Source organism: Streptomyces sp. NBC_00104, assembly GCF_045160825.1.
GTDB lineage: Bacteria > Actinomycetota > Actinomycetes > Streptomycetales > Streptomycetaceae > Streptomyces.
Map to the genome: position 1 here is coordinate 791,973 of NZ_CP108215.1, position 18,639 is coordinate 810,611.

Annotated in this window: 17 protein-coding genes; 12 read left to right on the plus strand and 5 right to left on the minus strand. The window is 70.8% G+C overall.

Translation table 11 applies throughout. The features are described from left to right. Window positions 1-603: 603 nt before the first annotated feature. Genes OG272_RS03370 through pheA form a run of 4 tightly spaced genes read left to right on the plus strand, consistent with a single transcriptional unit; the run spans window position 604 to window position 5,646 of the window. Window positions 604-3,360 carry an AMP-binding protein gene (locus OG272_RS03370; RefSeq protein WP_405892497.1) on the plus strand — a complete coding sequence of 919 codons (2,757 nt, stop codon included), beginning with the start codon at window positions 604-606 and terminating at the stop codon, window positions 3,358-3,360. Window positions 3,361-3,403: 43 nt separating this feature from the next. Further along, on the plus strand, window positions 3,404-4,327 hold the full coding sequence (locus OG272_RS03375; RefSeq protein ID WP_327731543.1) for an NAD(P)-dependent oxidoreductase: 924 nt from the start codon (window positions 3,404-3,406) through the stop codon (window positions 4,325-4,327). Window positions 4,328-4,344: 17 nt separating this feature from the next. Continuing rightward, window positions 4,345-4,785 carry a nuclear transport factor 2 family protein gene (locus OG272_RS03380; protein WP_326585062.1) on the plus strand — a complete coding sequence of 147 codons (441 nt, stop codon included), beginning with the start codon at window positions 4,345-4,347 and terminating at the stop codon, window positions 4,783-4,785. Window positions 4,786-4,794: 9 nt separating this feature from the next. Beyond that, complete coding sequence (gene pheA, locus OG272_RS03385; protein ID WP_327731540.1) at window positions 4,795-5,646, plus strand: prephenate dehydratase; 852 nt, start codon at window positions 4,795-4,797, stop codon at window positions 5,644-5,646. A gap of 248 nt (window positions 5,647-5,894) precedes the next feature. On the opposite strand, the gene OG272_RS03390 is transcribed toward pheA, so the two are convergent. Continuing rightward, the gene (locus tag OG272_RS03390) at window positions 5,895-6,845 is read right to left on the minus strand and encodes a LysR family transcriptional regulator (protein ID WP_327731539.1); all 951 of its coding nucleotides are present in this window, start codon (window positions 6,843-6,845) and stop codon (window positions 5,895-5,897) included. Window positions 6,846-6,964: 119 nt separating this feature from the next. On the opposite strand from OG272_RS03390, the gene OG272_RS03395 reads away from it, so the two are divergent. After that, on the plus strand, window positions 6,965-7,636 hold the full coding sequence (locus OG272_RS03395) for an NAD(P)H-dependent oxidoreductase (RefSeq protein WP_327731537.1): 672 nt from the start codon (window positions 6,965-6,967) through the stop codon (window positions 7,634-7,636). Between the two features lie 51 nt (window positions 7,637-7,687). Here the strand turns inward: OG272_RS03395 and OG272_RS03400 are convergent, their stop codons facing one another. Together OG272_RS03400 and OG272_RS03405 are read right to left on the minus strand one after the other, a co-directional pair. Then, window positions 7,688-9,010, minus strand: coding sequence for an FAD-binding oxidoreductase (locus tag OG272_RS03400; RefSeq protein WP_327731536.1), 1,323 nt, complete (start codon window positions 9,008-9,010; stop codon window positions 7,688-7,690). Continuing rightward, window positions 9,007-9,675 carry a TetR family transcriptional regulator gene (locus OG272_RS03405; RefSeq protein WP_327731535.1) on the minus strand — a complete coding sequence of 223 codons (669 nt, stop codon included), beginning with the start codon at window positions 9,673-9,675 and terminating at the stop codon, window positions 9,007-9,009. Before OG272_RS03405 ends, OG272_RS03400 begins: the two co-directional genes overlap by 4 nt. Window positions 9,676-9,918: 243 nt before the next feature. On the opposite strand from OG272_RS03405, the gene OG272_RS03410 reads away from it, so the two are divergent. The 5 genes from OG272_RS03410 (at window position 9,919) to OG272_RS03430 (ending at window position 15,020) form a co-directional block, all read left to right on the plus strand. Then, window positions 9,919-10,326, plus strand: coding sequence for a hypothetical protein (locus OG272_RS03410; protein WP_326585056.1), 408 nt, complete (start codon window positions 9,919-9,921; stop codon window positions 10,324-10,326). Between the two features lie 419 nt (window positions 10,327-10,745). Continuing rightward, window positions 10,746-12,182 carry an FG-GAP and VCBS repeat-containing protein gene (locus tag OG272_RS03415; protein WP_405892502.1) on the plus strand — a complete coding sequence of 479 codons (1,437 nt, stop codon included), beginning with the start codon at window positions 10,746-10,748 and terminating at the stop codon, window positions 12,180-12,182. A gap of 741 nt (window positions 12,183-12,923) precedes the next feature. After that, window positions 12,924-13,916, plus strand: a complete 993-nt coding sequence (dhaK, locus tag OG272_RS03420) for a dihydroxyacetone kinase subunit DhaK (protein ID WP_405892504.1) — start codon at window positions 12,924-12,926, stop codon at window positions 13,914-13,916. An 86-nt stretch (window positions 13,917-14,002) separates the two neighbouring features. Continuing rightward, entirely contained in the window at window positions 14,003-14,617 is a 615-nt protein-coding gene (dhaL, locus tag OG272_RS03425; RefSeq protein ID WP_405892506.1) for a dihydroxyacetone kinase subunit DhaL, read from the plus strand. Next, complete coding sequence (locus OG272_RS03430) at window positions 14,610-15,020, plus strand: PTS fructose transporter subunit IIA (RefSeq protein ID WP_326585052.1); 411 nt, start codon at window positions 14,610-14,612, stop codon at window positions 15,018-15,020. The genes dhaL and OG272_RS03430 overlap by 8 nt, the downstream gene beginning before the upstream one ends. Window positions 15,021-15,090: 70 nt before the next feature. On the opposite strand, the gene OG272_RS03435 is transcribed toward OG272_RS03430, so the two are convergent. After that, entirely contained in the window at window positions 15,091-15,819 is a 729-nt protein-coding gene (locus OG272_RS03435; protein ID WP_326585051.1) for a glycoside hydrolase family 75 protein, read from the minus strand. 478 nt (window positions 15,820-16,297) lie between these two features. Between OG272_RS03435 and OG272_RS03440 the strand changes: the two genes are divergently transcribed. Together OG272_RS03440 and OG272_RS03445 are read left to right on the plus strand one after the other, a co-directional pair. Next, the gene (locus tag OG272_RS03440) at window positions 16,298-17,239 is read left to right on the plus strand and encodes a fibronectin type III domain-containing protein (RefSeq protein ID WP_405895979.1); all 942 of its coding nucleotides are present in this window, start codon (window positions 16,298-16,300) and stop codon (window positions 17,237-17,239) included. Between the two features lie 220 nt (window positions 17,240-17,459). Next, window positions 17,460-18,008, plus strand: a complete 549-nt coding sequence (locus tag OG272_RS03445; protein WP_327731240.1) for a hypothetical protein — start codon at window positions 17,460-17,462, stop codon at window positions 18,006-18,008. Window positions 18,009-18,047: 39 nt separating this feature from the next. On the opposite strand, the gene OG272_RS03450 is transcribed toward OG272_RS03445, so the two are convergent. After that, window positions 18,048-18,623: a PadR family transcriptional regulator gene (locus tag OG272_RS03450; protein WP_326585049.1), complete on the minus strand. Its 576-nt coding sequence runs from the start codon at window positions 18,621-18,623 to the stop codon at window positions 18,048-18,050. Between the last annotated feature and the right edge of the window lie 16 nt (window positions 18,624-18,639).

The following is an 18,639-nucleotide window of genomic DNA, read 5'->3' on the forward strand; positions in this document are numbered from 1 at the left end:
TACCGCGCCACCTCTTTCCGGTACATGTCTCGATTGCTTACGCCTACCGTCAGGAAAAACGGCACCGGCTTATTTATCGGCACATCCGGAAGTCACCATGTGACGCGCAAGTTGCCTGCTCGATAACGCGCAGGTCAGAAATTGGACTCCTTTGTTGATTTGCCGCAGAACTCCGTCCGGCCGGTGTGCTCTCCCCCACACCCAGTGAGGTTTGGCAGGGTTTTTTCCTCTTTTCCGGCACTTTCTGCTCCCCCTTTTTAGTCCTTTGACAAGCCGGACCGTCGGTTCTTATTCTCGGCGAATATTCGGAGCCCCGATGTCGTGGCTCCAGGGACTGGCCTGGTCGACGGGGGACGATGAACAGGTGCTTGCCCGATGAGCCGGCGGAAATCGGATCCGGCTCTTCCGCTTATTAGCCCTCGGGTGAGGGCCGCGCCCGCCGCGCCGCCTCCCTGCTTTCCCGGCCACCGTCACCGCCACCCTTTCCGCGCGCGGTCGAGTGTGACTCACCAGCACATCCGAACGACTTTCCGTACACCGTTCAGCACGCCGTTCCGGTGATCCCGGGGACGACGGCCGACGAAGAGGAAGAAGGCATCCCGCATGACCACAGCCGTGACGAGGACGCGGACCATCGTGGACCTGTTGTGCGACGCCGCCCGGGACCACACGGAGTCCGGGTTGCGCTATCCCCGGGGCGCGGACGACCAGGACGCACCCTTGCAGAGCTATTCCGGCCTCCTCGACGAGGCCCGCTCGGTCCTCACCGGCCTTCGGGAACGCGGCCTCGCCCCAGGCGACAAGGTCGTCCTGCTCTTGGAGAAACCGCGGGAGTTCCTCGCCGCGTTCTGGGCCTGCCAGCTCGGCGGATTCGTCCCATGCCCGATGGCCGCCCTGGGCGGCGACCCGGAGCGTTGGGCGGCCCAGCTGACGCACGTCGACACCCTCCTCGGCCAGCCGCTGATCGTCACCAGCGCCACCCTCGCCGCCGAACTCCCGCGTGTCGAGGGCCTGTCCGTCGTCCCATTGGAGGATCTGCGCGCCGAGCACCTGGCGGACTCCTTCCACGAGGCCGATCCCAAGGACGACGCCGTCCTCGTGCTGACGTCCGGCTCCACCGGCAATTCCAAGGCCGTGATGCTCAGCCACGCCAACCTGCTCGCCTCCATGGCCGCCAAGAACGGCTACCACGGGCTGACTGCCCAGGACATCAGCCTCAACTGGGTCTCCTTCGACCATGTCGCCGCCCTCCTCGAATGCCACCTGCTGCCGCTGTACGCGGGCAGCACCCAACTGCACGTCGAAGCACCCGTGGTGCTCCAGGAGCCGCTGAACTTCCTGCGGATCATCTCCGGCTTCGGCGTCACCATGACCTTCACCCCCAACTTCCTGCTGGGGCTGATCAATCCGCAGGCCGACCGACTCGACGAGGAGAACGGCGACGAGATCGACCTGTCGCGGTTACGGCACGTCATCAGTGGCGGCGAGGCCGTCGTCCGCACCACCGGCGAGACCTTCCTCAGCCGCTTCGCCCCGTACGGGCTGCGTGCCGACGCCCTGTGGCCCGCGTTCGGCATGTCGGAGACCTGCGCCGGCAGCATCTACTCCGTCGATTTCCCGGCCGCCGACCAGGGCCAGGAGTTCGCCAACCTGGGACAGCCCGTCGAGGGGCTGCGCATCCGCGTCGCCGACGAGGCGCACCGCGAACTGCCCGCGGGCGCGGTGGGCGAGCTCCAGCTCAACGGCCCGATGATCACGGCCGGTTACTACAACAACGAGCAGGCCACACAGGACGCCTTCACCCCCGACGGCTGGTTCCGCAGCGGTGACCTCGGCAGGATCGACGACGGTCGACTCACCCTCGTCGGGCGCACCAAGGACAGCGTCATCGTCAATGGTGTCAACTACTTCAGCCACGACATCGAGACCCTCCTCGAAGGCCTCGACGACGTGGCCCCCTCCTTTGTCGCCGCCTTCCCCACCCGCGCCCCCGGCAGCGACACCGAGCAACTCGTGGTCGCCTTCCATCAGGAGTGCGCCGACGGCGACGAGCTCGCCCTGTACCGGGTGCTGAGCGCGGTGCGCAGCAGCGTCGTCATGCACTGGGGCTTCAGGCCCGCACTCATCCTGCCGCTGCCGAAGGACGCCTTCCCCAAGACCAGCCTCGGCAAGATCCAGCGCGCGCTGATGCGCAAGCGGCTGGAGGCCGGGGCGTACGACGAGGTGAAGGGTGCCGTCGACGACCTGGTTCTGCGTCGGCTCGGCGGCTACACCGCGCCCAAGGGCGACACGGAGAAAGTCCTCGCCGGCATCTACGCCGAGATGTTCGACACCGGCTCCGACCGGATGAGTGTCACCGCCAACTTCTTCGACCTGGGCGGCACCTCACTCGACATCCTGCGTCTGCGTTCCCTGGTCGCCCAGCGCCTCGGCGCGGACGGCCTGCAGATCATCACCGTGCTGCGGGCACCCACCGTGCGTGCCCTGGCCGCTCACCTCGACGGGGCCGCGGACGGCGAGGGGGAGTACGACCCGATCGTGCCGATGCAGGTCACCGGCGACAAAACCCCGCTGTTCTGCGTCCATCCGGGCGTCGGCGAGGTCCTCGTCTTCGTCAACCTCGCCAAGTACTTCGTCGGCGAACGGCCGTTCTACGCACTGCGTGCCCGCGGCTTCAACCCCGGCGAGAGGCCCTTCGAGAGCTTCGCAGAGATGGTCGACACGTATGTCAATGCCATCCGCTCCCGCCAGCCGCACGGCCCGTACGCCGTCGCGGGGTACTCGTACGGCGGGGCGGTCGCCTTCGAGATAGCCAAGGTGCTCGAAGCACAGGGTGAGCGCGTCGACTTCGTCGGCAGCTTCAACCTGCCGCCGCACATCAAGTACCGCATGAACGAGCTGGACTTCGTCGAGACTGCCGCCAACCTGGCGTTCTTCCTGGAGCTGATCGACAAGAAGCAGTCGCTCGAACTGCCCGCACAGCTGCGGTCGTTGTCCAAGGACGAGCAGCTCGCGCACTTCATCGACCAGGCGCCCGAGGGCCGCCTCGCCGAACTCGACCTCACCTTCGAGAGGTTCAAGGCATGGGCGGAACTCGCGGACGGCCTCACGAACCTCGGACGCGGATACTCGCCCGCCGGCACAGTCCGCTCGATGAGCGTCTTCTACGCCATCCCACTGCGCGGCACCAAGGAGGACTGGCTCAACAACGAGCTGCGCCGCTGGGACGAACACGCCACCGGCGAGAACCACTACATCGACGTACCCGGCGAGCACTACACGCTGATGGGCCCGACCCACGTGGCGGCCTTCCAGTCGATCCTGCGCAAGGAGCTCGACCGCGCCCTCGGCGACGTCTGAAGCGCACCGATCCCCGACCCCGGACCCCAAGGAGGGGCAGTACGTGAACCGCAAGAAGATCCTGGTGACCGGTGCCACAGGACTGGTGGCGGGACCGGTCGCCGAGGCGCTGGCCGACGGCAACGAGGTGTGGGCGCTGGGGCGCTTCGGCGCCCCCGGGGCCGAAGAGAAGCTCACCCGCCACGGCATCCGCACCTTCCGCTGGGACATGGACGACACCGGCGCCGGCTCCCTCAAGGGCCTGCCGGAAGACTTCACCCACGTCTTCCACTCGGCGGTGAACCGCGGCGAGGACGGCGACTTCAACGCGGCCGTCGAGGCCAACTCGGTGGCCGCGGGGCGCCTGATGACCCACTGCCGTACCGCGGAGGCGTTCCTGTACGTGTCCACCGGCGCCCTGTACGCCCGCCAGACCCTCGACCACAAATACACCGAGACCGACCCGTTGGACGGCAAGGCCGACTGGCTGCCCGCCTACCCCGTGGTCAAGATCGCGGCCGAGGGCACGGTCCGGGCTTTCGCGCAGACCCTCGGCCTGCCGACCGTCATCGCCCGCCTCAACATCGCCTATGGGCCGGCCGGTTACGGCGGTGTGCCGATGCTCTACTTCAAGCGCATGCTCGCGGGCGAGCCGATCCCGGTCCCGCTGGAGGGCCAGAACTGGACCTCGCTGCTGTACATCGACGACCTCGTCGAGCAGGTCCCGCACCTGTGGAGCGCGGCGAGCGTCCCGGTGACCCTGACCAATTGGGGTGGCGACGAGTCCGTCGGCGTCACCGACTGCGTCCGCTACCTGGAGGAGCTCACCGGGGTCGAGGCGAACCTCGTACCGAGCGAAGTCACCCGCGAGACCTACCAGTTCGACCCGACGCTGCGCCGCTCGCTCACCGGGCCGTGCAAGGTGCCGTGGCGCGAGGGCATCCGGCGCACCCTCGCGGCCCTGCACCCCGAACACCTCAAGAAGTGAGAGGAGCGACTCCCGTCATGACCGACAGCAGCGGCAGTACGGACAGCACGGACCCCACGGACAGCACAGATCCACTGGCACCGATCCACGCCGCCTACGCCGCCTTCGCGGCCCGCGACGTGGGCGCGCTCCTGGATGCCTTCGACCCCGACATCGAGTGGGTGCACCCCGAGGGGATGGACAAGTACGGCCTCGGTGGCACCAAGTACGGGCACGCCGGTGTCAAGGCGTTCCTCGCGCACGTGCCCACCGTCCTCGGCGGCATGCGGCTGCACCCGGGCGAATTCATCCGGGAGGGCGAGCGTGTGGTCGTCTTCGGCCGCCGGGACATCACCTCCCTGAGCGGCCACACGGAGACGCAGCCGTTCGTGCACTCCTGGGTCCTGCGCGACGGGCGGGCCGTCCGCATGGAGGACATCTTCGACACCGTCGCGTTCCACCGTGTGATCGAGAGCTGACGGGCGACGATGACGTACGCCTATCTTGGTCCGGAGGGGACCTTCACGCAGACCGCGCTGCGCCGGCTGCTGCCGACGGTCCCTCCGGACCGGGAACCGGCGCACCGCCCCTTCCCGAGCGTGGCCGCCGCGCTGGAGGCGGCCTTCCGGGGTGAGTGCGACGCGGCGGTGGTGCCGCTGGAGAACTCGGTACGCGGCGTCGTACCCGCCACCATGGACCAGCTGGCCTCGGCGAGGATGCACATCAACGCCGAGGTCGAGGTGCCGGTGTCCTTCGCGCTGATGGCCCCCGAGGGCGACGTGGAGGACGTGACCGTGGTGCACAGCCACCCGCACGCGCTGGGCCAGTGCGAGGACTGGCTGCGCACCCGGCTGCCCGGTGCCCGCACCCGGACCGCCGCCTCCACCGCCGCGGCCGCCCGGGAGGTCGCCGAGGCGGGCGTCCCCGGCCACGCGGCCATCGCGGCCGCGCCGGCCGCCGGCCTGTACGGGCTGCGGGTCCTCGCCACCGGCCTCGGCCGGGAGGCGGGGGCCGTGACCCGGTTCGTGTCGGTGGCTCCCCGCTGGTCCCACCCGGCCCGAACCGCACGCGAACGCACCTCCCTGCTGGTGTCCTTGGGCACCGCGGGCCCGGACCTCGTCCCCGACGTACTCAACGAGTTCCGCACCCTCGGCATCGCCCTGTCCTGGATCCAGTCCTGGCCGACGGGCCGGGCGCTCGGCAGCTACCACCTGTTCCTCGACGTCGACGCCCACATCGACACCCGCCCGCTGCGCCTGGCCATGGCTGCCGTCGAGGCCCGGGGCCTGGAGGTGCGCTTCCTGGGCAGCTATCCACGCTGGTCCGCCGCAGCCGGCTGACGCGGTCGGCCGTCGGCGGTGGGAGCGAGACGGTCGCTGGGGGCGGAAGCGGCTGGTCGCTGCGGCGGAAGCGGCTGGTCGGGCGGCGTGGACGCGGTCGGTCAGCCGACGGCTGACGAGGCCGTCACACCGTGGTCCGGGGAGGTTTCCTCGGCCGTCGGCCGACGGCCGACGCGACGCGTCGGGCGCGGGCCGGGGTGACGGCCGGACTCCCCTCGGCGGAGCTCGTCGGCCCCCAGGGGGCGGAGTCAGTCTGTCGCGGGGTGGCTGATCTGGCCCGCCGAGGACCGTCGCAGTTCGTCGGCCGCCTCCCGTACGGCCGGCAGCAGGGCCGCCACCGGCGGGCTGTCCAGGGCACCCTCGCGCACCACGAGGGTGATCCGGCGGATGGGCCGGATCCCCTTCAGAGCGATGCGGGCGACCGGATGCCCCGGCCGGTCTGGCACGAGGTCGGGGACGAGCGCGACGCCCCAGTCCAGCGAGACCAGCCCGAACACGGCCTGCATGTCCCCGATGTCGGAGACGATGTCGGGGACGAAACCGGCGTCGGCGCACAGGTGGAGGACCAGCTGTCCGAGCCGGGACGTCCGGTCCAGCAGCCACGGCTGCTCCGCGAACTCGGCGAGGGCACGCGGCCCCTCGCCCCGGGCGAGCGGGTGACCGGGCGCGATGGCCAGGCGGATGCGGTCGCTGATCACCTCCTCCTCGTACAGCCCCGGCACCCGTGGCTCGGGCACCTGCGGGTAGCCGGAGGCCAGGACGGCGTCGAGCCGCCCGAGCCGGACCGTCTGCCGGCCCTCGTCGGGATCGACGCCGTGCAGGGTGATGCGCAGTTCCGGATGGCGTGCGCGCAATCGGTTCAACGCCGGCACCAGCAGGGCCGGACCCTCGTGGAGCGGTACGCCCACCCGCAGCTCGCCGGTGACCTTGCCGTCCCGGGCGAGCAACTGTGCCTCCGCAGCTTCGAGTTCGGCGAGGACACGCTCGGTGTGAGCCACCAGCAGTCGTCCGGCGGCGGTGAGCTCGGCCCGTTTGCTGCCGCGGTCCAGCAGCGCGGCGCCCGTCTCCGACTCCAGGGCGGACAGCTGCTGGGAGACCGCTGAACGCGTGTAGTTGAGTGCCTGCGCGGCTGCGGCGATCGAGCCCCGGGCCCCGACCTCGCGCAGCAGCACCAGCTTCCGTACGTCCAGCACCGTCATCCTCGCTAACGCTTCTGGTTAAGAAGTGCCACGCCAGATTACGGGACAACGGTCCTGACGGCGACTTCAATGGAGATCAATACCCCTCCAACGCGCCGACCAGACAAGGGACTTCCGCCATGCCCACACTGCTTCATCTCGACTCCAGCCCTCGCCTGGGCTCGGTCTCTCGCCAGATCTCGGGCGAATTCGCGGAGACCTGGCGCAAGACCAACCCCGACGGCCGTTACGTCTACCGCGACCTGGCCGCCGACTCCGTCCCGCATGTCGACCACGCGCAGATCGAGGTCATGCACCGCTTGGAGACGGAGGGCATACGTGACCTCGCGGTGGCCCGCGGGGCGACGCGGACGCCCGAGGAGGAGGCGAGCTGGGCGGTGACCTGGCCGCTGATCGAGGAGCTCCTCGCGGCCGACACCATCCTGCTCGGCGTACCGATGTACAACTTCTCGGTGCCGTCCACGTTCAAGGCGTGGTTCGACCGCGTCCTGATCGCGCCGCTGATCGCCGACCCGGCCACCGGTCAGGGCCCGCTCTCCGGCAAGAGGGTCGTGGTGGCCTCCGCGCGCGGCGGCGCCTACGGGCCGGGCACGCCCCGCCACGACTTCGACCACCAGGAGCCGTACCTGAAGGCGGCGCTCAGCATGGTGGGCCTCGCCTCCGACCTGACGTTCCTGCACGCGGAGCTGACCAAGTCGGCGCACGTGCCCCGGCTCTCCCAGTTCAAGGAGATGGCGGCCACGTCGTACCAGGCGGCGATCGACGGCGCCCGCACGCACGGCGAGGCCTGACAGCCCCCGGTAGGCGCCCGGTAAGTCCCCGGTACGCCCCGGAAGCCGCTCTCACCGCAGCGGGAAGTTGCGGTCGAACACGTTCTCCGGGTCGTACCGGGCCTTGAGCGCGCGCAGCCGGGTCAGGACCGGCTCGGGGAACGCCTCGGCGAGGACCTCGGGGGAGCGGCGGGTGTCGAAGCTGAGATACACGCCGTTCACCTCGGGGGCGAGCCTTGCCCAGTGGGCGTCGAGGGAGTGCTCCCGCTCGGGCACGGTCGCGGAGAGCAGTTGGAAGTTCTGGGTGCGGTGGGTGTAGGCGGTGGCCGAGGGACTGACGTCGTTGACCGCGCCGCCCACCGAACGGAACTGCCCCATCAGTACCTGCCCCGACGCCAGCGCCTCCTCGAGGGAGCGGGCGGTGTGCGGGGAGACGCGGTCGAGCAGTCCGGAGCGGGTGGCGCCCAGGCCCTGCCCTTGGTGCGGGGCGCCGCCGACCGGCACCAGCGCCGGGTACGAGGCGAGCACCGCCTCCTGGCGCAGCAGCGGGCCCAGGCCCAGCAGGGGGGTCAACACCCGCTGGGCGGCGTCCGGTCGGTCTCCGGCGTAGACCGCGGCGACGTGGGCCATGGCCGGGCGGCCCGGAGCGGCGGGCATGAGGGTGAGGAAGCTCGTGAGCTCACGGGGCGCGGCCTCGAGGACGGCTCCCCACTCCTCGACGAGCGGCGCGGTTTCCCGCGCGTCGAAGATCAGGTTGGCGAAGACGACGTCGCCGGTCTCGGACGCCTCCAACTCCACCGCCGTGACGACGCCGAAGTTGCCGCCCGCGCCCCGGACCGCCCAGAACAGGTCGGGGTGGTGCTCCGCGTCGGCGCGGACGAAAGTGCCGTCGGCCAGGACGATTTCGACCGCCGTCACATGGTCGATGGTCAGCCCGTCCCGCCGCGCGAACCAGCCCATGCCGCCCGCGGTGACCAGCCCGCCCACGCCCACGCCGCCGGTGTCTCCGGAGCTGATGGCGAGCCCGTGCGGGGCGAGGAGCTGCGCGACTCTCCCCCACCGGGCGCCCGCGCCGATCCGGACCCGGCGTCGCGTCCGGTCCAGCACCGCGACGTCGTCGAGGCGGGAGACGTCAACGACGACACCGCCGTCGTTGGTCGACCGTCCGCTGATGCCATGCCCGCCGCTGCGCACGGACACCACTGTTCCCCTGCTGCGGGCGTACGCCAGTGCCACGGCCGTCTCCTCCACGCTCTCGGGGAAGATCACCATGGCCGGGGCGCCCCGGTGCACGTATCCGTGGCGCACCCGCTCGTAGCGGGCGTCGGACGGCAGGACCGTCCGGCCGGTGAGGGACGGGGGTAACGCGACGTGGGTGAGGCTCTGTTCCGTCATGATGGATAGGTCCCTTCGGAGGACTCGGGAGGATCGACAGGCTCGGCCTGATCGATGGGATCGATGGGATCGAGGGGCTCAAGGAGGCACCGGAGGGTGCGCGTCAGGTAGGCCACGAGCCGCTCCGGCGGCATCTCGGCCACCGGGCCGCCGCGCAGTACATACCGGCTGAAGATGACGCCGATGAGCTGGGAGGCGAGCAGGTCGACGCGCTCGTCCGCGTCGGGCCCACTCAGCACCGTGCGGTATGCCTCCGCACTGCTGCGCCGCATCGCCGCGTACAGGCCGGTCGCGGCCTGCTCGTCGGAGGCAGCGCTACGGATCAGCGCGAGGAACGGATCGTTGCCGTCGGCGTGTTCCATGCGTTCGACGAAGGCCCGTGCGATCCGGTCCGGCAGGGTCTCGGGCGGGCCGGGCAGCAGTTCGGGCAGGTCCCGGGGGCCGGGCACGGCCGCGAGAAACAGCTGCTCCTTCGAGCCGAAGTGCCGCATGACCAGACCGTGCGTGACACCGGCCCGCCCCGCGATCTCCCGGATGGTGGCACGGGTGTAACCCCGCTCGGCGAACGCGGCCCGCGCCGCCTCCAGGATCGCCTCGCGGTGGACCTCGGGGGCACGGACGCGTTTCCTGACGACGGCAGGGGCGCTGGGACGTTCGCTACTCACCCCCTTAATGTACATCTGGTCATTAGTGCCGCTCCTGGCCGCCCCTGGCCGCCCCGCTCGAAACACCCGGTCATTCGGCATTCCGACCCCGCCGAAGTGGCGTACACCGGCCAGGGAACGGAGAATTCTTCTTGGTCCTGGACGATTCTGTTCACCTCGCGCGCAGCGAGCGGATCTCAGCCGGCCCAGGTTCCTGGCGCTTCAGAAGCTCTCGCTGGGCGCGGTCGCAAGAACGGAGGCGGCATGACTAATCCCCGAACCGTCCTGATGCAGGCGAGCCAAGGTCCCGTCCCGGAGAATTGGCGGGTCTTCACCAAGAAGCGGGGGAAACTGTCCGGCTTCCTGCGCGGGACATCGGATGATCCGGATCCGCTGCTGGTCATCACCCCTGACGAGGTCATCGAGTACAAAGACGAACGCAAGCCGCTGAAGATCGTCAATTTCTACGATCTAGCTGGAATAACGCTGAAGGCGACCGCAAGAACCACCTCCGACAGCATGCTGGCGAACATTGACGTATGGGTGGAGCTCAACTATCGCGACGGCCGGAAGGACAAGTGGCGATCCACATCCTTCGCGAACGACCTGCAGACGATTCAGGGGTTCATCGAGGCGTACGGGGTCCACCAGGCACTGCGAGGGCGCTACTGACCTCTGGCCCGTCGGGCGCTCGATGGCGCCCGACGGGCCATGTCGCGTGTCAAGGGCGTCAGGTCGCAGCCCCTCCTTTCCACAGTGGCGACCTCGGTGCTGCGGGGGAACATGGTCGGCTCGTACTCGGTGAGCGAGACCTCGATGTCTTCGGGGTGCGTGGCGTAGTGGGGCGCGGAACCGGTGCGGTGTCGCTGTCGGTGATCAGAGTGAGCGCCGCGTAGGCGTGCAGGGCGTCGCCGCTCAATCAGGGATGCGGGCTGACCGGTTCGGCTCGTGCTGGTCTCGAGGGCGGGCGCCGGCACGGCTCAAGTCGTGTCCACCGGGCGGTCACCTGCACACAACCGTTCGCACACCTCGTGAGTCACACCTCCACAAACCTTTGCCCTCATTTCGTCTTTTGACTATGGGAGTTCACCGTGCGCGCACGCACCCTGGCCGCCACCGCCGTCGTGGCGGCACTCACCGCAGCCGGCCTGACCCTGCCGCTCGCCGGGAGCGCTGCGGCTGCACCGACTCCGCGATTCGACTTCAACGGCGACGGATACGCGGACATCGCGGTCGGCATGCCCAACGCCACGGTGAACGGCAAGGCCAGGGCCGGCTACATCAGCGTGATCTATGGCGGTCCGCAGAGCCCGAGCCAGTCCACCGGCGTCATCAGCCAGGCTGAGGCCGGCATACCCGGCACGCCCGAGGCCGGCGACCGCTTCGGCTCCTCCGTGGCACCCGTCGACGTCAACGGCGACGGCGTCTTCGAGCTCGTCGTCGGCGCGAGCGGCGAGTCGCTCACCTCCGAGCAGCTCAAGGACGAGGGCACCATCACCGTCGTGGACGGCTCGGAGTGGAACGTCAAGGGCACCACCGTGGCCAGGGGCACGTCCGAGTACAGCAGCATCGGCCGCACCATCACCACGGGTGACTACGATGGCGACGGCGACACAGACCTCGCGTACGGCGAGAACGACGAGGAGGGCGGCGCGCTCCGGTTCCGCCCGGGTCCACTCACCGCCGCCCCGGTGACCACCACCACCTTGCGCAACTACGGCATGGGCGGCAGCACCCGCGACCTGGTCACCGGCGACTTCGACGGCGACGGCCGGGATGACCTCGCCACCGCCTGGCAGGCCTTGGACGACTCCGGCACCTTCATCACGCGCTGGGACGAGCAGGCCAAGCCCGCCCGCTGGTGGGCCGACGCCGACCGTGGCAGTGCGCTCGCCGCCGCCGACTTCGACGGGGACGGCACCGACGACCTCGCGGTCGGCCTCGTACAGCCCAATCCCGAGTCGGAGACGACGCATTGCCAGGACCGGCTCGGCGGTGCGCTGCTCCTGTTCAAGGGCTCGAAGACCGCGCAGTTCGGCACCGAGGACGACTGCATCACCCAGTCGAATCCGGAGGTCGGCGGTGCCGCCGAGGAGGGCGACGACTTCGGCGCCACGCTGTCCGCCGGCGACCTGAACGGCGACAACCGCCCGGAACTGGTGGTCGGCGTGCCCGGAGAGGACGTGGGCACCGTGAAGGACGCGGGCGGATACGTCGTCATGAACGGCACGGAGCACGGCCTCTACGGCGGGCTGGCCCGTAGCCAGAGCACCCCGAACATGCCCGGCACGGCCGAGGCCGGCGACCGCTTCGGTGCCCAGGTGGCCGTCGGCGACTACAACCGCGACGGCCTGTGGGACACCGCGGTGAGCGCGCCCGGGGAGAACGCCGGTGAGCCCAGGTCGGGTGGCGTCTGGTTCGCGCCGAGCAGCACCGAGGAGACGTACCCGCTGGGCAAGTCGCTGACCCCGTTCGGCTTCGCGCTGCCCAACGGGGCCATCAAGTACGGCGAAGTGCTGGGGTTCTAGGCATCCGCGCGCCCTTCGTCCCATGAACTCGCCCAGGGGCGAACCAGCGTCCCGTCTCGGACGGCTCCCTCGGCAGCGGCCGCAGTGTGCTGGACGACGTGGACGCGGCCGGGGCGGGCGCTGCACTTCGGGGCGGGGCCGGCTGTCGGTGCGAGGCACTGCCAGGTGTCGGCCGTGACTCACGCGAGGATCACGGTGGCGACTGGTCGCGGGCGGCGGGTCGAGGGCCTCGCCGGCCGAGTTTCCGCGCAGGCCCCGCGAGCGTCGTGACGGAGCCTGACGCCGTGCGCAGGCTCACCGAACACGCCCGCACCGGCTCGCCCAGTGATTCGAGCATCCTCTTCCTGAACTTCCTGACAGAGTCCCCTCCTCTTCACTGCCGCCGCATCGACGGGCGCCAGGTCGGGGGCACGCTCACGCATCGCCCCCTCATGCTGGACCGCCCATGGCGCAATCGGCGCAGAGCCTCAGGCACCCTGGCACGCTCATGAGGGTCCATGCGCGTGACCTTCGCTACCGCAAGGTCGATACTTCCAGCAGATGCGACTCCGCCGACCCCTGCCCGACCTCTCCAGACACCTGACGCCCCGTCATCAAGGTCGGTAGTGAGCCGACATCCGTATCCGCCGCAGTCCGCCCACGAGCGCCACGAACCACCAAGGTCGACAACTGGCCGAACCTGTGATGACCTGCAAAGGCCCAGGCCGGAGGCTCGTCTCATCGTCTCACCAGGAGGTACCCATGAAGATGCTGATCAACGTCGCCGAGAGCGTTGTCGCGGACGCGTTGCGGGGTATGGCGGCGGCGCATCCCGAGTTGACCGTGGACGTGGAGAACCGGTTGGTGGTGCGTCGGGACGCGCCGGTGGCCGGGAAGGTGGGAGTGGTCTCCGGGGGCGGCTCGGGACACGAGCCGTTGCACGGCGGGTTCGTGGGGCCCGGGATGCTGTCGGCGGCCTGTCCCGGTGAGGTGTTCACGTCGCCCGTACCGGACCAGATGGTGCGGGCAGCGGCGGCCGTGGACAGCGGTGCCGGGGTGCTGTTCATCGTGAAGAACTACACCGGTGACGTGTTGAACTTCGACATGGCGGCCGAACTCGCCGAGGACGAGGGCATCCGCGTCGCCAAGGTCCTCGTCAACGACGACGTGGCCGTGACCGACAGTCTCTACACCGCCGGGCGGCGCGGCACGGGCGCGACCCTGTTCGTGGAGAAGATCGCGGGGGCCGCCGCCGAGGAGGGGCAGCCGTTGGAGCGGGTCGAGGCGCTGGCCCGGCAGGTCAATGACAACTCCCGCAGTTTCGGCGTGGCTCTCAGCGCCTGCTCGACTCCGGCCAAGGGCAGCCCCACCTTCGATCTCCCCGCCGGAGAGCTGGAGTTGGGCGTCGGCATCCACGGTGAGCCGGGGCGTGAGCGGCGCGCGATGATGACCTCGCGGGAGATCGCCGACTTCTCCGTGAACGCCATCCTGGACGACATGAGCCCGCGCAACCCGGTGCTGCTGCTCGTCAACGGCATGGGTGCCACTCCCCTGCTGGAGCTGTACGGCTTCAACGCGGAGGTGCAGCGTGTGCTCACCGAACGCGGGGTCGCCGTGGCCCGCACCCTCGTCGGCAACTACGTCACCTCGCTCGACATGGCCGGCGCGTCGGTGACGCTGTGCCAGGTCGACGAGGAGTTGCTGCGGCTGTACGACGCCCCGGTGCGGACGCCGGGACTGCGCTGGGGTGTGTGAGGGAGCCGACGGTCGCCGCGCCTGGCGGCGCCGCGCGGCCCCATCCCTCACGGTCAGTCAATTCACGTACCACGCAAGGAGATTCCGTGCTCGACGCCGACTTCTTCCGTCGCTGGATGACGGCTACCGCGGCCTCGGTGGAGCGTGAGGCCGAGCGGCTCACGGCGCTCGACTCGCCGATCGGGGACGCCGACCACGGCAGCAATCTGCGCCGCGGTTTCACCGCCGTGGTGGCCGTCCTGGAGAAGGAGGCGCCGGGCACACCCGGCGCCGTCCTCGTGCTCGCCGGGCGGCAGCTGATTTCGACCGTCGGCGGCGCGTCCGGCCCGCTGTACGGCACCCTGCTGCGCCGTACCGGAAAGGCGCTCGGCGAGGCGGCCGAGGTGAGCCAGGCGCAGTTGACGGACGCGCTGCGTGCCGGGGTCGACGCGGTGATGGCGCTGGGCGGGGCCGCGCCGGGCGACAAGACCATGATCGACTCGCTGGTCCCGGCGGTCGCCGCGCTCGCCGAGTCGTTCGCCGCCGCGCGGGCCGCCGCCGAGGAGGGCGCCCTGGCGACGACGCCGTTGCAGGCCCGTAAGGGGCGGGCCAGCTACCTCGGCGAGCGGAGCATCGGGCACCAGGACCCCGGGGCCACGTCCGCCGCGCTGCTGATCGCGGCCCTCGCCACCGTCGAGAACCCGGAGGCCGCCGATGTCTGACGAGAAGCCGGTCGGCATCGTGCTGGTGTCGCACAGCGCCGCCGTCGCAGCCTCGGTCGCCGAGCTGGCGAAGGGGCTCGCCGGTGCGGGTGCCGCCGTTCCCGTCGCTCCGGCGGGCGGCACCGAGGACGGCGGCCTGGGCACCAGCGCCGAGCTGATCTCGGCCGCTGCCGCCTCCGTCGACCGGGGCGCCGGGGTCGCGGTCCTCACCGACCTCGGCAGCGCGGTCCTCACCGTGAAGGCCCTCCTCGCCGAGGGCGACGAACTCCCCGCGGGCACCCTTCTGGTCGACGCCCCGTTCGTCGAGGGCGCCGTCGCCGCGGTCGTCACGGCCTCGACGGGCGCGGACCTCGCGGCGGTGGCGGCCGCCGCCACGGAGGCGTACGCGTACCGGAAGGAGTGATCCTTCACGGAACCCGGCCCGCGTTCCGGGGCCTGCCGTCCGATCGGACGGCAGGCCCCGGACGGTTCGGTCAGCCCGCCGCCCCGCCCCGCATCGTCGCGCCTCTGCGCATCGTCACCCCCTCCACCCAGGCCCGCGCCAGTTCCTCCCCCTGTGCCACCGCTGCCTTGTGGTTCTCGATCGGGGTCACCCGGGAGTCCTCGAAGACGATGTAGGTGACGCCGGAGCCGGTGCCGCCGCTGCGCGGGTCGGGGCGGATGCCGAGGCCCTGGGCCGTGGCGTACGAGGCCTCGCCGATGATGTTCTTGGGGCCGGTGTCGCCGACGACGGCGTACTGGACCCGGTCGCCGTGGACCACGGCGGCGACGGAGCCGCCCTTGATGCCGTGGACCCGGTAGTCCCAGGTGCGGCTCGCGACGGGGACGACGATGAACGGCAGGCTCTCGGAGCGGAGATACCGGCCGTCGGACTGCAGGAACGACGTGGCGGGCTGGAACCAGGGGTCGGTGTTCTTGTTGCAGCGCGGGCTCGGCCGGCCGTCGCAGTCGATGTCCATGTCGGCCTTCCAGTACACCGCGCCGTCGACACCGCAGACCGGGATGACGGCGGGGGTGCCGGCGTCGCTGCTGTAGAGCCCCTCGGAGACCCGGACGCAGCCGCGTGCCTTGGCCAGCAGCTCGGCGGCGCTCACACCGCCCTCGCGTTGTGCGGGGCCCTGCTGGTGGGCCAGGGCGGGAAGGGTGACGGGGGCCAGCAGAGCGGCGCCGACGGCGGCCAGCGTCAACGAGCGGACACGCACGATGGGGACCCTCTCCTGGGGGGACATGACGGACACTCACCCAAAGGTGGTGGGGGGCGGAGAGGACGGCCACCGGGAGAGGGCCGGACGGATCACGGCGACCGCCGCACAGGTGTGCGGCCGAGGGCCCGGGCCCCACTCGGCCCCGGCCGCTCGGCCGCTCTCGTCGGCGCGGGATCGGCGACGACAGCGGCCCGCGCCGTACGACATGAACTGACCTGGCAAGAAGGCGAGTTCATGCCGTGTCGGAGCACCAGCATACGTAGCCGCACGCCGTGCCGTGAACCGTGTCCCGACCGGCACCGTCGCGGGGCGGAACATCCGGCCCGCATCCGTTCACTCCGCGCCCACCTCTTGATGTGACCGCGTCAGTCATGTCATACAGGGAGACAGGTACAGACCAATCCCGTCATGGCTCGACGACCGAAGGGGCCGGATCGTGCGACGCGTTCCCGTGCCGGCACTCGTCCTGGTGCCGATGCTCTGCGGCTCGCTTCTCCTCACGGCAGCCTGCGCGACGCGGGAGAGCCCCGGTCGCCGCCCACCGCCGGCCCCGCCCGGTGTCACCGCCACCGCGGGCAGCGCCACCAGCGTGCACGTCATGTGGAACCGGGCGTCCGGCGAGCCGGAGATCGCCGGGTACGAGGTCTACCGGGGCCGTACGAAGGTGAAGGACGTGCCGGGCGGCGAGCACATGGTGGACGTCACCCGGCTCCGGCCGTCCACCACATACGTGTTCACGGTCCGGGCCCGCAGTGCCGCCGGGGACCTCGGGCCGCCCAGTGCGGAGGTCCGGGCCACGACGCCCGCCTCCGGGGTGGCGGACCACAGGCCCCCTGCCCGCCCGGGGCGCCTCGGCGGAAAGGTGGTCGGGAGCAGGGCGGTACAGCTGTCCTGGGAGCCGTCGACGGACGACCGGGACGTGGTGTCGTACGACATCCTGCAGGGCGACTCGAAGATCCACGGTGTGGGCGGGGAGCAGACGGCGGCCGTGGTCACGGGGCTGCGGCCCGGCACCCGGTACTCCTTCACCGTGCGGGCGCGGGACGCGGCGGACAACGTCTCACCCGTGAGCCGGTCGGTCCGGCTGACCACCGCCCCGGGGACGGACGACGGACGGGGCACCGCGCCCACCGGGTTCCGCGCCGTCACACGCCGGGACGAGGGGGCGTACTCCATCGAACTGTCCTGGCTGCCACCGTCGGTCGACGGGGTCATCACGGAGTACGAGATCCAGCTCGACGGGCGGCCGGCGACCACGCTCGTCTGGGGCGCGACCCCACCCCGGGGCCGGGCCGCCCACCGCTTCTACGTGGGCCGGGAGACCGGGGTGTCGTACCGGGTGCGGATCCGGGCGAAGCTGCCGGACGGAACCTGGGGCGGGTACTCGGCGGAGCGGACGGTGACCACCGGCGGGTGAGGCGGGTCGACCACTGAAGGGCGCGCCGGGCGGATCACCGCCGGCTCGACCGCCGTGGACCGAGCCCGGTCCCCCGCACGGCGCAATCCGTCACCTGGCCGGGGGCCGTCCGCATGCGGACGGCGCGAACGGCACGTTGGCTCACCCTGAGGCAGCACGGGTCTCCCTATCCTCGGCGACGCAAGGGATGTGCCGCCACCGTGCCGCTGGAGGACAGACCATGCGTACGTCTCAGCTACTCCTCCGCTCCGGCCTGTCGGTGGCCGCCGCAGCGCTGCCGATCGCCCTGACCGCGCCGACGGCCGTCGCCCTCCCCACGGGGATCTCGGTGAGCACCACGGGCTCCTCGGTCACCGTCACCACCAGCGATTGCCCCACCAGCACCAACGGCACGTTCGGCACCGCCTCGCTGCTCTCCAGCGGGCAGGCGAACTTCTCCCAGGGGCGTCAGGTGACCCTCACCGGCACGAGCACCACGCAGTCCGCCTCCTGGGCGAACGTGGGCCCGGGCACGTACACCGTGATCGTGGTGTGCAAGGACGGCACCACGGCGGGCACCCAGTCCGTCATCGTCACCGCCGCCACCCCCACCATCTCCACGACGGCCTCGCCCTCCCGGGGGCCCTCCCGGGGTGTCATGGGCGGTGTCGGTGGAGCGACCCGGGAGTACGGCACCGTCACCCTCGTGGGCGGCGGGGCGCTGGTGGCCGTCGGCACGGGGGCGGCCGTCTGGTACCTGCGTCGCCGCGCGAAGCCGCACCGTCTGTGAGCACCGGGTGAGCGGTCGCCCCGTGACGCGGACGGCCGCCTACTCGTTGCCCCCACGTCCTCCGCCGCTGCCGGTGTCCCCCGGCAGCGTCTCGAACTCCTCGAGGGCGTTCGTCAGCCACTGGGTCCAGAAGGTCTGCAGGTCGATCCCGGCCCGCAGGATCAGATGCTGGAGCCGGTCCTGTGCCGTGTCCCGGCCGGGTCCGAAGTCCCGCCTCTCGATCTCCTCGTACTCCGCCAACTGCCGCTGATGCAGGCTGAGATGGCGCCGCAGATCGTCTTCCAGACCGTTCGTGCCGACCACGGCGGCCGCGCGGAGCCGGACGAAGAGCGCGTCGCGCCACGGCTTGGGGTCCTGGGGCGCGGAGGTCCAGCGGGCCAGTTCGTCGCGGCCGGCCGGCAGAACCTCGTAGCTCTTCTTCCCGCCCCGGGCGGACCGCTCGGAGGGCAGGGCCCTGATGTAGCCCTCGCCTTCCAGTTTCCCCAGCTCGCGATAGATCTGCTGGTGCGTCGCCGACCAGAAGTAGCCGATCGACCTGTCGAACCGCCGGGTCAGCTCGAGGCCGGACGACGGCTTTTCGAGCAGGGCGGTGAGGATCGCGTGCGGGAGTGACATGGGCTCATCCTAGGAA

Excerpts from the sequence above, each read along its gene's own strand:
- OG272_RS03370 (WP_405892497.1), top strand. The coding sequence starts at position 604 with ATGACCACAGCCGTGACGAGGACGCGGACCATCGTGGACCTGTTGTGC.
- OG272_RS03380 (WP_326585062.1), top strand. The coding sequence starts at position 4,345 with ATGACCGACAGCAGCGGCAGTACGGACAGCACGGACCCCACGGACAGC.
- pheA (WP_327731540.1), top strand. The coding sequence starts at position 4,795 with ATGACGTACGCCTATCTTGGTCCGGAGGGGACCTTCACGCAGACCGCG.
- OG272_RS03390 (WP_327731539.1), bottom strand. The coding sequence starts at position 6,845 with ATGACGGTGCTGGACGTACGGAAGCTGGTGCTGCTGCGCGAGGTCGGG.
- OG272_RS03395 (WP_327731537.1), top strand. The coding sequence starts at position 6,965 with ATGCCCACACTGCTTCATCTCGACTCCAGCCCTCGCCTGGGCTCGGTC.
- OG272_RS03400 (WP_327731536.1), bottom strand. The coding sequence starts at position 9,010 with ATGACGGAACAGAGCCTCACCCACGTCGCGTTACCCCCGTCCCTCACC.
- OG272_RS03410 (WP_326585056.1), top strand. The coding sequence starts at position 9,919 with ATGACTAATCCCCGAACCGTCCTGATGCAGGCGAGCCAAGGTCCCGTC.
- dhaK (WP_405892504.1), top strand. The coding sequence starts at position 12,924 with ATGAAGATGCTGATCAACGTCGCCGAGAGCGTTGTCGCGGACGCGTTG.
- OG272_RS03430 (WP_326585052.1), top strand. The coding sequence starts at position 14,610 with ATGTCTGACGAGAAGCCGGTCGGCATCGTGCTGGTGTCGCACAGCGCC.
- OG272_RS03440 (WP_405895979.1), top strand. The coding sequence starts at position 16,298 with ATGCTCTGCGGCTCGCTTCTCCTCACGGCAGCCTGCGCGACGCGGGAG.
- OG272_RS03445 (WP_327731240.1), top strand. The coding sequence starts at position 17,460 with ATGCGTACGTCTCAGCTACTCCTCCGCTCCGGCCTGTCGGTGGCCGCC.
- OG272_RS03450 (WP_326585049.1), bottom strand. The coding sequence starts at position 18,623 with ATGTCACTCCCGCACGCGATCCTCACCGCCCTGCTCGAAAAGCCGTCG.